Origin of the sequence: Agrobacterium sp. LY4 (assembly GCF_001526585.1) — a bacterium.
Taxonomy (GTDB): domain Bacteria; phylum Pseudomonadota; class Alphaproteobacteria; order Rhizobiales; family Rhizobiaceae; genus Agrobacterium; species Agrobacterium leguminum.
In genome coordinates this window covers 41,396-55,193 of sequence record NZ_ASYA01000018.1, presented here as the reverse complement: position 1 = coordinate 55,193, position 13,798 = coordinate 41,396, and the positions used below count along the sequence as shown (strand labels likewise).

Annotated in this window: 12 protein-coding genes; 2 read left to right on the top strand and 10 right to left on the bottom strand. The window is 62.1% G+C overall.

Annotated elements, in window-relative coordinates; genetic code table 11:
• Positions 1 to 34 precede the first annotated feature (34 nt).
• The 7 genes from L904_RS16470 to L904_RS16440 form a co-directional block, all read right to left on the bottom strand.
• The gene (locus L904_RS16470) at positions 35 to 784 is read right to left on the bottom strand and encodes an ABC transporter ATP-binding protein (RefSeq protein WP_031234518.1); all 750 of its coding nucleotides are present in this window, start codon (positions 782 to 784) and stop codon (positions 35 to 37) included.
• Positions 781 to 1,617, bottom strand: coding sequence for an ABC transporter ATP-binding protein (locus tag L904_RS16465; protein ID WP_020813225.1), 837 nt, complete (start codon positions 1,615 to 1,617; stop codon positions 781 to 783). Before L904_RS16465 ends, L904_RS16470 begins: the two co-directional genes overlap by 4 nt.
• Positions 1,614 to 2,546 (bottom strand): ABC transporter permease, encoded by a 933-nt coding sequence (locus tag L904_RS16460; protein WP_003523147.1) that lies wholly within the window; start codon positions 2,544 to 2,546, stop codon positions 1,614 to 1,616. Before L904_RS16460 ends, L904_RS16465 begins: the two co-directional genes overlap by 4 nt.
• Entirely contained in the window at positions 2,543 to 3,610 is a 1,068-nt protein-coding gene (locus L904_RS16455) for an ABC transporter permease (protein WP_020813226.1), read from the bottom strand. The genes L904_RS16460 and L904_RS16455 overlap by 4 nt, the downstream gene beginning before the upstream one ends.
• Before the next feature lie 18 nt (positions 3,611 to 3,628).
• The gene (locus L904_RS16450; protein WP_020813227.1) at positions 3,629 to 5,269 is read right to left on the bottom strand and encodes an ABC transporter substrate-binding protein; all 1,641 of its coding nucleotides are present in this window, start codon (positions 5,267 to 5,269) and stop codon (positions 3,629 to 3,631) included.
• Positions 5,270 to 5,318: 49 nt separating this feature from the next.
• On the bottom strand, positions 5,319 to 6,374 hold the full coding sequence (locus L904_RS16445) for a dipeptidase (protein ID WP_035263351.1): 1,056 nt from the start codon (positions 6,372 to 6,374) through the stop codon (positions 5,319 to 5,321).
• Positions 6,375 to 6,581: 207 nt separating this feature from the next.
• Positions 6,582 to 7,289 carry a phosphoribosyltransferase gene (locus L904_RS16440; RefSeq protein WP_020810836.1) on the bottom strand — a complete coding sequence of 236 codons (708 nt, stop codon included), beginning with the start codon at positions 7,287 to 7,289 and terminating at the stop codon, positions 6,582 to 6,584.
• Positions 7,290 to 7,600: 311 nt separating this feature from the next.
• Here L904_RS16440 and L904_RS16435 point away from each other — a divergent pair, with 311 nt between their 5' ends.
• Positions 7,601 to 8,773 carry a M20 aminoacylase family protein gene (locus L904_RS16435; protein ID WP_031234004.1) on the top strand — a complete coding sequence of 391 codons (1,173 nt, stop codon included), beginning with the start codon at positions 7,601 to 7,603 and terminating at the stop codon, positions 8,771 to 8,773.
• A gap of 24 nt (positions 8,774 to 8,797) precedes the next feature.
• On the opposite strand, the gene L904_RS16430 is transcribed toward L904_RS16435, so the two are convergent.
• On the bottom strand, positions 8,798 to 10,045 hold the full coding sequence (locus L904_RS16430) for an MFS transporter (RefSeq protein WP_003520902.1): 1,248 nt from the start codon (positions 10,043 to 10,045) through the stop codon (positions 8,798 to 8,800).
• Between the two features lie 92 nt (positions 10,046 to 10,137).
• On the opposite strand from L904_RS16430, the gene L904_RS16425 reads away from it, so the two are divergent.
• Positions 10,138 to 11,061 carry a LysR family transcriptional regulator gene (locus tag L904_RS16425; protein ID WP_020810834.1) on the top strand — a complete coding sequence of 308 codons (924 nt, stop codon included), beginning with the start codon at positions 10,138 to 10,140 and terminating at the stop codon, positions 11,059 to 11,061.
• Positions 11,062 to 11,087: 26 nt separating this feature from the next.
• Here L904_RS16425 and L904_RS16420 read toward each other — a convergent pair whose 3' ends face one another.
• Positions 11,088 to 12,881, bottom strand: coding sequence for an adenine deaminase (locus tag L904_RS16420; RefSeq protein ID WP_020810833.1), 1,794 nt, complete (start codon positions 12,879 to 12,881; stop codon positions 11,088 to 11,090).
• Entirely contained in the window at positions 12,878 to 13,798 is a 921-nt protein-coding gene (locus L904_RS16415; protein WP_020810832.1) for a nucleoside hydrolase, read from the bottom strand. The genes L904_RS16420 and L904_RS16415 overlap by 4 nt, the downstream gene beginning before the upstream one ends.

Here is a 13,798-nt window from a genome sequence, read left to right as displayed (position 1 = left end):
GGAAGATGTCATTTGACCCGACTATAGCGGCACCTCAAGCGCGCTTGAAGCCCTCGCTCGCCACCAGCAGCTGCCTTGTATAATCCGCACTGAATTCGCGGCTTTCCAGCGCCTCGGCTTCCAGCATTTCCACCACCTTGCCGCTTTTCATCACCGCAAGGCGATCGCACATGTGGCTGATGACACCGAGATCGTGGCTGACCATGACGAAGGTCAGGTTACGATCCTTGCGGGCCTGTTCCAGCAGGTTGAGGATTTCCGCCTGAATGGAAGCGTCGAGGGCCGAAGTCGGCTCATCCAGCAGCAGGATTTTCGGCTCGACGATCAGCGCACGCGCAATGGCGATGCGCTGGCGCTGGCCGCCGGAAAGCTGGTGCGAATACCGGAAGCGGAAGCCGGTGCCGAGGCCGACCTCATCCAATGCCCGGGCAATGCGCTGCTCGCGATTGCCGAGACCATGAATGACCAGCGGTTCGAGCAGCAGCGCATCCACCGTCTGGCGCGGGTGAAGCGAGCCATAGGGGTCCTGAAACACCATCTGCACATCGCTATAAAAGCTCTTGTCGCGGTGCTTGCCGGAATAGGAGCGCCCGGCGACCATCAAGGAGCCTTCATCAAAATGGTTGAGGCCGGCAATGGCGCGCAGCAGTGTCGATTTGCCGGAACCGGATTCGCCGACAATGCCGAAAGATTCACCCTCGGCCACATCGATGCTGACGCTGTCGAGCGCGATGTAACCGTCGAAATCGACCACCATGTCGCGAACGGAAAGAACTGAACTCATGCGCGCCACTCCGGCTTGCGTTCCAGAACCGGCAGCGGATGCCGGTGGCCGCCGATTTCCGGCAGGCAGTTCAGCAGGCCCTGCGTATAGGGGTGCTTTGCCTCTTTCAGATTGGCGGAAGCAAGCTCTTCCACCACCTTGCCGGCATACATGACGAGAACACGGTCGCAGAAAGACGATACCAGCCGCAGATCGTGGCTGACGAAGATCAGCCCCATGCCGCGATCCCGCACCAGCTTGTCGAGAATGTCGAGCACTTCGAGCTGAACGGTCACGTCGAGCGCCGAAGTCGGCTCATCGGCGATCAGCAGCTCCGGGCCGCAGACCAGCATCATGGCGATCATGACACGCTGGCCCATGCCGCCAGAAACCTCGTGCGGGTAAAGATCGAAGACACGTTCGGGATCGCGGATCTGCACCGCTTCCAGCATGGCGAGCGTGCGCTGGCGCGCCTCGCTGCCGCCGATCTTTTCATGGGTGCGCAGGGTTTCCATGATCTGGCGGCCGATGGTCATGACCGGGTTCAGCGAATATTTCGGGTCCTGCAGGATCATGGCCATGCGCTTGCCGCGCATGATCCGCCGCTCTTTTGCAGACGCCTTGAGCAGATCGATGTCGCCGAAGCGCAGCGCATCCGCCTCGATACGCGCATTTTTCGGCGTCAGCCCCATGATGGCGCGGCCTGTCTGCGATTTTCCCGAGCCGGATTCGCCGACGATGCCGAGACGCTCGCGCCCGAGCGTGAAGGACACGCCGCGCACCGCCTCCACGAGCCCGGTGCGGGTGGGGAAGGACACGCGCAGGTTCTCTACGGTCAGAAGCGGCGCGCTCATTGGCCCGCCTCCTTGGGATCGAGCGCATCGCGCAGACCGTCGCCCAGAAGATTGAAACCGAGGCTGACGATGAGGATCGCCACGCCGGGCATGGCCGCGACCCACCATTGATCGAGGATGAAGCGGCGGCCGGAAGCGATCATCGCGCCCCATTCCGGCAGCGGCGGCTGTGCGCCGAGACCGAGGAAGCCGAGGCCGGCGGCGGTGAGGATGATGCCCGCCATATCCAGCGTCACGCGCACGATGAGCGACGACAGGCAGAGCGGCATAACGTGTTTCAGGACGATGCGGAAGGGCGACGCACCCATGAGTTTGACCGCCGCGATGAAATCGGAATTGCGGAAGGTCATGGTTTCGGCGCGTGCGATGCGCGCATAGGGCGGCCATGAGGTGAGCGCGATGGCGAGCACCGCGTTTTCAATGCCCGGCCCGAGCGCCGCGACCAGCGCCAGCGCCAGAACGAGCTTCGGAAAGGCTAGGAAAATATCGGTGATGCGCATCAGCACCGCATCCACCCAGCCGCCGGCATAACCGGAAACCGTGCCGACGATGAGGCCGACGGGGGCCGCGATGATGGCGACCAGCAGAACCACGAACAGCGTCAGCCGCGAACCGTGAATGAGGCGCGAGAGAATATCGCGCCCCTGATCGTCGGTGCCAAGCAGATAACCTTCCGTACCGGGCGGCAACAGCCGGGCATTGCGCAGATCGCCCTGCACCGGGTTGTGCGGGGCCAGAACATCGGCAAACAGCGCCACGAACAGCAGCGCGATGATGATGGCCAGCCCAAGCAGCGCCAGACGGTTTTCCGAAAAGCGCCGCCAGATGACATAGGCGCGGCCAAGCCGCGCCTGCTTGCGCGAGGCCGGCCGGTCGGAGAGCAGCCATTCGCGGCTATAGGGTTTGATCGTATCGGTCGAAAGGGTCATCGGCTGCGCGTCCTTGGATCGAGCGTCCGGTAAAGCAGATCGGAGAAGAGATTGATGCCGACGAAGATGGCGCCGATCACGATCGTGCCGCCGAGAACGGCATTCATATCCGCATTCTGCAGGGAATTGGTGATGTAGAGGCCGAGCCCCGGCCAGGCGAAGATGGTTTCGGTCAGCACCGAACCTTCCAAGAGACCGGCATAGGAGAGCGCAATCACCGTCACCAGCGGCACGGCGGCGTTGCGCAGCGCGTGGAACCAGATGATGCGTGTTTCCGAAAGCCCCTTGGCACGGGCCGCGACGATATATTCCTGGCCAAGCTCGTTCAGCATGAAGGAGCGCGTCATGCGGCTGATATAGGCCAGCGAAAAATAGCCGAGCAGACAGGCCGGCAGGATGATGTGGCGGAAGAGATCCCACAACACGTCCCATTGCCGCTGCCAGATCGCGTCGATCAGGAAGAAGCCCGTGACCGGCGTGAAGGTGAATTCATAAACGATATCCATGCGGCCGGGATAGGCAACCCATTGCAGCCGGGCGTAAAACACCAGCAGCGCCAGGAGGCCGAGCCAGAAGATCGGCACGGAATAACCGATGAGGCCGATGACGCGCACCACCTGATCGGCAAAGCTGCCGCGCTTGACGGCGGCAAGCACGCCGAGCGGAATGCCGAAGACGGCGCCGATGATGGTGCCGAGCGTGGCGAGTTCAATCGTCGCCGGAAACACCCGCTTTATATCCTCCATCACCGGATTGGTGGTGAGGACGGAGGTGCCGAAATCGCCCGATAGCGCCTGTTTCAGATAAAGGAAGAACTGCTGCCAGAGCGGCAGGTTGAGGCCGAGCTGCTCACGCACCCGCTCGACCACATGCGCAGGCGCACGGTCGCCGACGATCGCCAGCGCAGGATCGATCGGCACGACGCGGCCAATGAAGAATGTGACCGCCATCAGCCCCAGAAAGGTGGTGATGACGGTGACGGCGAAGCCGAGAACGGCTTTCACGCGGGCATTGGCACGGCGTTTGCCGTGCCTCGCCCTGCTGTTGGTTTCAACCATGCTCAAGAGACCGATCCTTCCGGATCATTCCTTGGAAATGGTGTAGACGAAGTTGGTGTCGAAGCTCGGTCCGAGCTTCAGGCCCTTCAGCTTGGCGGAATATCCCGCCACTTCCGTCTGCTGGAAAATGATGACGAAGGGACCCTTCGCCAGAACTTCCTTCTGCAGGTTCTCATAGATGGCGGCGCGCTTGGCGCTGTCCTTCTCCAGAAGCGCCGACTGGGTTTCCTTGGTCAGATCAGGAACGTCCCAGGCATTGCGCCAGGCGAGCGTCTTGTTCTTGCCCTCGTCGGAATTGTCGTAGTTGATGGTGAAGGTTTCCGCATTCGAGTTCGGATCGAAATAGTCCGAACCCCACTGGCCGATGTAGATATCATGGGTGCGGGCGCGATATTTGGTCAGCGTCTGCTTGCCGTCGCCTGGAATGATTTCCAGCTTGATGCCGGCCTGCGCCAGCGTCTGCTGCACGCTTTCGGCAATGCCGGTCACCGGCTGGGTGTTGCGCACATCCATGGACACGGTAAAGCCGTCCTTCAGGCCGGCCTTGGCGAGAAGCTCCTTCGCCTTGGCGACGTCGAGCTTGTAGGGGTTCTCGTCAAGCGCGCCGAGCTGGCCCTTCGGCAGGAAGGTCTGGTGAACTTCGCCGATGCCCTTGATGATCGTCGCACCGATGGCGTCGTAGTCCACGAGATATTTGAAGGCTTCGATGACTTCGGGCTTCTTCAGGTTCTCGTTCTTCTGGTTGAGGCTGAAATAATAGACGGTGCCCTTCGGCGCGGAGGTGACGGCAAGGCCTTCCTTCTTGGAAACGGCTTCCATGTCGCCCGGTTCAAGGTTGCGGGCCACATCGATATCGCCGTTCTCAAGCGCCAGACGCTGACCGGAGCTTTCCTTCATGTGGCGATAGACCACACGCTTCAGCTTCGGCTTCTCGCCGTAATAATTCGGGTTGGCTTCCAGGATCACCGCCTCGTTGGCCTTCCAGCCGAGGATCTTGTAGGGGCCGGAACCGGCATAACCGGTCTTCAGGAACTCGTTGCCGAAATCCGTGTCGTATTTGTAATCGGCGCTCGGCGTGACCGATTTGGCCTTTTCCGTCACGAATTTCTTGTCGACCACTGAAGCGACGGTTGCGGTCAGCACGTTCAGCACGAAGCTCGGCGCATAGGGCTTGTCGACCGTCAGAACGAAGGTGTTCGCATCCGCGGCCTTCGCCTTTTCGGTGACATTGTCACCGCTGAGGCCGAACTGCGTTAACAGGAATGCCGGCGACTTGTCGAGCTTCACGGCGCGCTCGAAGGAGAAGGCAACGTCGTCTGCGGTGACGGGATTGCCCGACGCGAATTTCAGGCCGGATTTCAGCTTGAACGTATAGGTGAGACCATCGTCGGACGTCGTCCAGCTTTCGGCCAGATCGCCGATCACCTTGGACGTGTCGTTGAGATCGATGGAAACCAGCTTGCTGTAGGTATTGCCGGTGACTTCGGCGGCGGAAAGTTCGAATGCCTCGCCCGGATCGAGCGTGATGATGTCGTCGATGGCGAAACCTTCGACCAGCGTATCGGCCGGCGTTGCGGCAAACGCATGGGGCGCCGCCAGCAGCATCAGCGACAAAGCGGCGCTGGTGCTGAGAATACGCATGGATTTGTTGAGCGATTTGATCATAGGATCTCCCCTTTTGTTATAAGCTTGATTTGGTTCGCTTCAGCTCTTCTCAGGCCGCCTCGTGCCAGGCCTCAGACAAAACACGCAGCCAGTTTTCCCGGCATATTTTAGCAAGTTCTCCATCACCGTAGCCCGCCGATTTCAGCGCCGCAACCAGATTGTGATTGCCGCTCGCATCGGCAACGCCGACGGGTATCGTCGCGCCGTCGAAGTCCGATCCCAGCGCCACGCAATCGATGCCCATGCGCTCCACCATGTAATCGATATGGCGCACCATGTCGGAAAGCGGCGTATCGGCAATGTCGCGCGCATCCGCGCGCAGCATGGTCACAGCGTAATTGAGACCCACCAGCCCGCCGCTCTCCTTGATGGCATCCATCTGCCTGTCGGTGAGATTGCGGGCCACGGGGGTAAGCGCATGCGCATTGGAATGGCTGGCGATCAGCGGCTGGTTGGTGGTCTTCGCCACATCCCAGAAACCTTTTTCGGTGATATGCGCGAGGTCGATGAGAATGCCGAGCCTGTTGCATTCCTTCACCAGCGCAAAACCGGCGTCGGTGAGACCGGGCGCCGTATCGGGAGACATGGGATAAGAGAAAGGAACGCCATGGCCGAAGATATTGTGCCGGCTCCAGACCGGGCCGAGCGAGCGCAGGCCGGCGGCATAAAACACCTCCAGCGCGTCGAGATCGGCCCCGATCGCCTCGCAGCCTTCCATATGCAGCACGGCGGCGAAGATATCCTCGGCAAAGGCCTTGCGGATATCGGCCGTGGAGCGGCAAAGCCGCCACGCGCCGGCACGGTCGAGCCTCAGCGCAATCGCCGCCTTTTCCATGGCGATATCGAGCGAAGGCTGGCGCTCCAGTGGGGAGGCGAGCGGCGTGTTGTAATGGCCGCTTTCATCCGGTTCCTGAAGAATGAGATCGCCGGAGGGAATATAGATCGCGCAGATGCCGCCGCCGAGACCGCCTGCCCTCGCACGCGGTCCGTCTATATGGCCTTCCCGTGTGCCGTTCCTGAATTCGGCCACCGGATCGGCACCGGCCTTGCTGTTGCGCCACAACCGAAGCAGCACATCATTATGACCGTCGAACACTGCGTGCATGGGAAGAAATTCCAGTCATCGGAAAGAACAAAACGGGGGCGGGCAGACGCCGGAATGACACCGCGCGAAAGCAAACCGGCGCATTGTTCGCCGACCGCTATTGTCTGTCGGAGGCGATCTTAGGACGATCTCTTCGAGCTTCGCAAGACACAAATTAGGCAGCGGTGAAATTATCACCACTTGCCTTTTGCCGGAATTTGCGCTTCGTCAGGCGCGCCAGCCGCCTTCCGCTTTCGTGAGCAGCGGCGTTGAAAAAACACCCCTCACCCGCTCCGGCCACTCCGGCCCGAAAGCCGCGATTTTTTCCCGCCAGCGATCCGATTGCAGCATGGCCGCGCCGATGACGGCGGGCCGAATGCCGGAGGCGGCGAGAAGCGAAAGACCCGCTATGATGGAGCTGCCGCTGGAGATCACGTCATCCACCAGCGCCACGCGCCGGTTCTCGATGAGCGGCAGCATGCGCGGATCGATATAGAGCCGTTTTTCCTGCCTTGTGGTGATGGAGGACATCGGCACCGACAATTCCTCCAGATACCAGAATTTGCGCGAGGTGCCGAGCGGCACGTAACGGGAATGGCCGAGATGCCGGGCGACGGCGGCGGCGAGCGTCAGTCCCAGTGTCGGCAGGCCGATGACGATATCGGGCTTGAAGGGAAGAAGCTGTGCGGCAAGGTCGGCCGCCAGCGCCTCGAGCACCTCAAAAGAGGCCTGATTGACGATAAGCGAAGCGAGCGCATGTTCGCCATCCGCCAGCGGCCTTATCGGCAGACATATCTGCCTTCCGTCATCCAGCTCCGCCGGAAAGAAGGCGGAATGCGGGCCGGCCGTTTCGAAGCTGCGGCGCGGATGGATCTCCTGCCAGAACTCATGCGGCGCGGCGGGGGAATGGGCGGCAGGCGATGCGGATGACGGCATCGGTTTTTCCTTTCAGAACCGGGATGGCGCAAGTCGATGGCGGTTTTCGGCCACGCCAATCCCGTTTGGCAGATTAGTCATTTTAGCAACCCCAGAGACGCCGCGGGTTCATTTCATTGGCTTTTTCCGTTAGGGTATTTCCGTCTTTCTCCGAAACACGGAAATACCGTAGCTCTTTGGTTTACGCATTTCCGAACGCAAAACCGCTACACACTTTTGCTGGAAATGCTCTAGAAGAGAAAAAAGCAACAGGCATTCGGATGAACCCACCTATGACGCGGGTTTTTCCCATATTCAAGGACAAGCTGCCCATGAGACTGCTGGACCGCATCGGCGAGGACCTGCCATTCCTGACGGAGCTTCGCCACGACCTGCACGCGCATCCCGAACTGGGCTTCGAAGAGGAAAGAACAAGTGCCATCGTCGCCGATCTTCTCGAGCGTGCCGGGCTGAAGGTGCATCGCGGTCTCGGCGGCACCGGCGTGGTCGCCACGCTGCAGGTGGGCAACGGCACCCGCAGCATCGGTCTGCGCGCCGACATGGATGCGCTTGCCATGCCGGAAGTGCCAGACCGGCCCTATAAATCGAAATTTCCCGGCAAGATGCATGCCTGCGGCCATGACGGCCACACCGCCATGCTGCTGGGTGCTGCGCGTTACCTTGCAAAGACCCGCGATTTTTCCGGCACCGTGCATTTCATTTTCCAGCCCGCCGAAGAAGGCCGTGGCGGCGCGAAAAAAATGGTGGAGGACGGGCTTTTCACCCTGTTCCCCTGCGATGCGGTCTATGGCCTGCATAATATGCCGGGGCTTGGCATCGACGAAATGGCGGTGGTGGAAGGCCCGCAGCTCGCCTCTTCCGACAGCTGGCGCGTCACGTTCAAAGGCATCGGCACCCACGGCGCCAAGCCGCATCTCGGCCGCGATCCGGTGACGGCGGCGGGCACCTTCCTCGCCTCGCTGCAAACCATCGTCGGCCGCGTCGTCGATCCGCTGCAACCCGCCGTGGTCAGCGCCTGTTCGGTGCAGGCGGGCGACCCGAAGGCGCTCAACGTCATTCCCGATCTCGTCGAAATCGGCGGCACGGCGCGCGCTTATGCGGCTGACGTGCGCGACCAGCTCGAAGCGGAAATCGGCAGGCTGGCGAAGGGCACGGCGGCGATGTTCGGCATCGAGGCGCATTACGAATTCATCCGCCGGATTCCACCCGTCATCAACGAGGCGGATGCGACGAAACGGGCGCTGCGCGCCGCAAGAACCGTCTTCGGCAACAGGACCCGCAACGCCTTCCCGCCCTCGACCGCCGGCGACGATTTCGCCTTCTTCGCGGGCGAAGCGCCCGGCTGCTATGTCTGGCTGGGCAACGGCCCGGCGGTGGATGGCGCGCTGCACCACAACACCTCCTACGACTTCAACGATGCGGCCATCGTGTCGGGCGTGGCGTTCTGGGCAACGCTGGTGGAGCAGGAACTGGCGGCGGAGTGACGCCCCGGCCGGCGCGATGGCCGCTCAGGCGCGCCGCGCGCCCGGACGAGCGAGGCTGGCTAAAATTCCGGCAAGCGCGCAGCCGGCGGTAATCGCCATGATGCCGGGCCAGCCGGCATGGATCCAGAACCAGCCGCCGACCCAGCCGGTAATGCTCGCTCCGCAATAATAAAACAGCAGATAAAGCGCGGAAGCATGGCTTTTGGCGGCACCCGCATTCGCGCCCACTCCGCTGCTGGCAGCCGAATGCCCGATGAAAAATCCGATGGTTATCGCCGCAATCCCCGCCACGATGAGGATGATGCTTGAGGCGAATGTGAGCAGGATACCGGCAAGAATGGTGGAAAAGGCAACCACCAGCATGATCCGCCGACTGAACCGGTCGACCAGCGCCCCGCCATAGGAGGACGCGACGATACCCAGGGCAAAGGTCAGGAAAATCATGCTAACGGCCGTGCGGCCCAATTCATAAGGCGGCGCGACGAGGCGAAAGGCGCAATAGTTGAAAACGGTGGTGAACACGCTCGTCAGCATCGCGCCGAGGAAATAGAACCGTCGGAGTTCCGGGTTCCCAAGATGTTGCGCCCATATTCTCAGATGATTTTTAAGCGGCATGTGCTGCGGCCGGAAATTCCGCGAGGGCGGAAGCAGCAGCAGGAAGCCGATGGCCGCGAGGATGCAGACCGCCCCCAGCGCATACATTGCCACCTGCCAGGAGGTATAGGCCGACACCAGCCCCATGCCGACACGTCCCGCCATGGAGCCGAAGGCCGTGCCGCCGACATAAAGCCCCATCGCCTTGCCGAGGCTGGAAGGTTCGATCTCCTCGGCAAGATAGGCCATGGCGACGGCCGGAACGCCACCGAGCACGAAGCCTTCCAGCGCGCGAGCGGCAAGCAGCCATGCCCAGCCTTGCGTACTTGCTGCAATGATATTGGCGATGGCGGCCAGCATCATCGAAACAAACATCAGATTTCGACGGGTGAAGAGCTGGGCAAAGGCACCGCTGAGAAGAATGGCGAAGGCAAGCGTTCCCGTCGTCAGCGACAAAGCGAGCGATGCGGTTGCAGGGTTGATGCCGAATTCCGCCGGAAATTCCGGTAGCAGCGGCTGCACGCAATAGATCAGCGAAAAGCTGGCGAAGCCCGCGAGGAAAAGCGCCCAGCTCGCCCGGCGAAACTGGCGGCTTCCCTGCCGTATCCAGAGCACATCCGGCGGCTCCTCCGTCATGACGATCGGCGGGGTGAAATCCTGTTTTTTGAGCTGGCGCATCGGGTTTGTCCTTTTCGCTCCCAGCTATAGCGCAGCTCCGTCTTTCATTCTAATATATGGAAGGCGCTCCCATCATATCTGGATCTAATATCATGGAACTCAGGCACATCCGCTATTTTCTGGCCATCGCCAATGAAGGCAGTTTTACGCGGGCGGCAGAACATCTGGGAATCGCGCAGCCGCCGCTCAGCCAGCAGATAAAGGTTCTGGAACAGGAAATCGGCGTGCGGCTCTTCCGGCGTCTCGCGCATGGCGCGGAACTGACACCGGCGGGCCATGCCTTTCGTGCTGCGGTGACCCATATTCCGCATCAGGTGGGCGAAGGTGTCCGGCTCGCACGCAGGGCGGCGGCCGGCGAAACCGGCATTCTGAGAATAGGCGTTACCGGCACGGCGGCGCTCAACCCTCTGGTTCCGGCCTGCATCCGCACCTATAGACGCCAATATCCCGACGTGGAACTTCAGGTGATGGAGGCAGCCGCCCTGGCGTTGACGCCGGCCCTGCTCGAAGATCGGCTGGACGTGGCGCTTTTGCGCCCTTCTCAATCCGATCCCGATACATTGCTCGAGGAAGTGCTCACCGACGAACCGCTTCTGGTCGCCCTGCCGGCATCCCATCCGCTCGCACGGCGCGGCACCGCCATAGACCTGATGGAATTGCGCGACGACCCTTTCATTCTGACGCCACGCAACGTCGGCACCAGCCTTCACGATGCATCGATAAAAGCATGCCAGGAGGCCGGTTTCACGCCGCGCCTCGGGCCGGCGGCACCGCAAATCGCCTCGATATTGTCGCTGGTCGCGGCCGAACTTGGGGTTTCCCTTCTTCCGGAATCCGTCGCGCAGGTCAAAATGCAGAACATCGTCCTATTACCCTCCAGCGGCCCGCCGCCGCGGCTTTCCATATCGCTCGCCTATCGGCGCGGAACGACATCGCCGGTGGTGAAGAATTTCGTGTTGGCGGCGCGCATTGCCGCGCGCGAAACACAGACGCCTGACGTGCCCGGGGTCGAATAAACCGCAGCCCGCAGATGGGGCCGCCGCTATTCGAGAACGGCAATCACCGGGCTTTCCATCACCCTGCCCGTCAACACATCGGCAATGCCCATATCCGTCTGGTGCGGGCCGATATTGCAGGCGAGCGTGGCGCCGAAGCAGGCCTTGAAGACGAGATAGGGCGGCTGCCATTCCACCACCCTGCCGACGGCTTCGCGCAATTCTTCGAAAGCCTTTGCCACGTCTTCAAGCGGGGCATCGGAAACCAGGCCGGAAAGCGGCAACGGGAGAAGTGCGGTCACCTTGCCTTCGGAAGCGACAGCCATGCCGCCGCCGGCCTTTATCACCGCATTGGCGGCAAGCGCCATGTCCTCGGCATTGCCGCCGAAAACGGTGAGGTTGTGACTGTCATGCGAGACGGTGGTGGCGAAGGCGCCGTTCCAGTTGCCCCAGCCGGTGAGAAAGCCGGTTCTGGTGATCGGCTCGGCCATGCCGTGGCGATGGGTGACGGAAATCATCGTCGCACCTTCGGGCGGAACGACGAAACCATCCTTCACCTCGGCTTCCGCCTCGCCCCATTGCGTGAAGCGCGGGCGGTCGATGGTGGCGAGGCGCACCTTCGCGCCTTCGCAGGCAACCCGGAAATCATCGGCTGCGCGCAGCGGCAGTTTCATCGAGCCTTCGAGCGCCGCCGCATCGCAGGCCGGAACGTCGACGAGCATATGCCCGCCTTCCGCAACCGCCCTGCCCCCGGCCAGAACGTGGCGGGCGGCAAAACCGCTCAAATCCTCGAAGACGACGATATCGGCGCGACGGCCGGCGGCGATGAGGCCGAGATCGGCACGGCCGAGCCTTTGCGCGGCATTGAGCGTTGCGGCGCGCAGCGCCCATTCGGGCTTCAGGCCATAACGGACAAGACGGCGCACCACATCGTCAAGCCCACCGCCCTGCAGCAGATCGTCAGGGAAGACGTCGTCGGTACAGAGCGTCACCGTCTGCGGCAGGTGGCCGAGCGTATTCAGAGCTTCCACGAATTCAGGCAGCAGGTGATCGTGCGAGCCGCGCAGCTCGATGGTCATTCCTGCCCGCAGTTTCGTCATCAGGTCTTCGCCCGAGACCAGCTCGTGATCGGAAGAAACGCCCGCCGCCATGAAGGCATTGAGATCAGCGCCCTTCAGGCCGCGTGCATGGCCGCAGACCAGCTTTTCCGAGGCAAGCCCGGCCTGCACGATACCGCTCATGCGCGGATCGCGCTCGATGACGCCGCGCATGTTCATGATTTCCGCAACACCGCCGACCTGCGGCCAGGAGAGGATATCAGCGAGAATTCCGGCGTCGAAATCTGCGCCGCCGCGCTCCAGCCCCGGTGCTGACGGCACTGACGACGGTGCAAGCAGAATGGCGCGCAGCGGCAAGTTTTCGATGGATTTCGCCGCCCAGCGCACCCCTTCCACACCGTGCACATTGCCGAATTCATGCGGGTCCCAGACGATGGTGGTAACGCCACGGGCGACCACGGCCGCCGCATAGACGGCCGGTGTAACCATCGAGCTTTCAATATGCATATGCGTGTCGATGAGACCGGGTGAGATATAGGCGCCTGCCGCATCGATGATCCGTGCAGCGTCGCTCCGGCTTGCCCGCTCGTGCACGCTGGCGATCAGAGCGCCGACGATGCCGATATCGGCGGCGCGAAGCTCTCCCGTCACCACATCCACCAGTGTTCCGCCGGTGATGAGGACATCGAAAGGCGCATCGCCGCGTGCGGCGGCGACCGCGCGGCTGCGCAGCGCATCATCGGTGAGATCGGCAGGCTCGCGTGTCGGAGAGTTCGCGCTCATCGGGCGGCCTCCCGGCGCAGCGCCTCGAGAATCGCCGTCTTCGCGCCTTCGGCATCCACCGTTTCGGCGAAATGCGCGTTGAAGGCTTTCGCTTTCTGAGCGCGCGTCTCGACCACGGTTCGCCCGCGCGTCAGCGTCGCCTGAAGCTCGACATCAATCCGCGCATGACGCCAACCGATGAGACCGGAGGTAAAGGCGACGGCGGCCACGGGATCGTAAAGCGCCATAGCGGCTCTGCCACGGCTGGTGGCGATGCCGATGAAACCTTCCAGCAGATCGGCAATCAGCCCGGCATTCTTGCCGCCGGCATTGCGGATCGGCAGCACATCGGCCGGCGAGGCGGTGACTTTGCGGCAGGCGTCCAGATCGACCATGCGCAACGGCAGGCCGTGGGAGAGCACGATCGCCAGCGCTTCCGGATCGGCAAAGGCGTTGAATTCGGCCGAGGCCGTGTGGTTGCCGCTGGTCACGCCACCGCCCATCCAGGTGAGATCGGAAATTCTGGCGGCAAGATCGGGCCGGGCAAGGCACAGGGCGGCAATATTGGTGAGCGGTCCGAGTGCGAGAATGCGCTTCTCGCCGGCCCCCTCCAGCCAGCCGCAGAGCGCGGCAAAGGCATCGCTGTTCGGCACGGCCGGCGCATCCGGCAGGCTTTGGCCGACGGTCGGAATGCCGTTATCGCCCAGAATGCATTGCGCGGTTTCGAGTGCACCGAGCACCGGCATGGCGCGGCCCCGATGGATCGGCATCGACCAGCCGAAGGCTGAGACGGCGCCTGCAGCGTTGCGGCAGACCGCCAGAAGCGTCGTGTTGCCGAAGACCAGCGAAATGCCGTCAATGGCAAGGCCCGACGATTGCACCACCATGATGGCGGCGATGTCGTCAAAGCCCATATCGGTATCGATCCACACACCCAT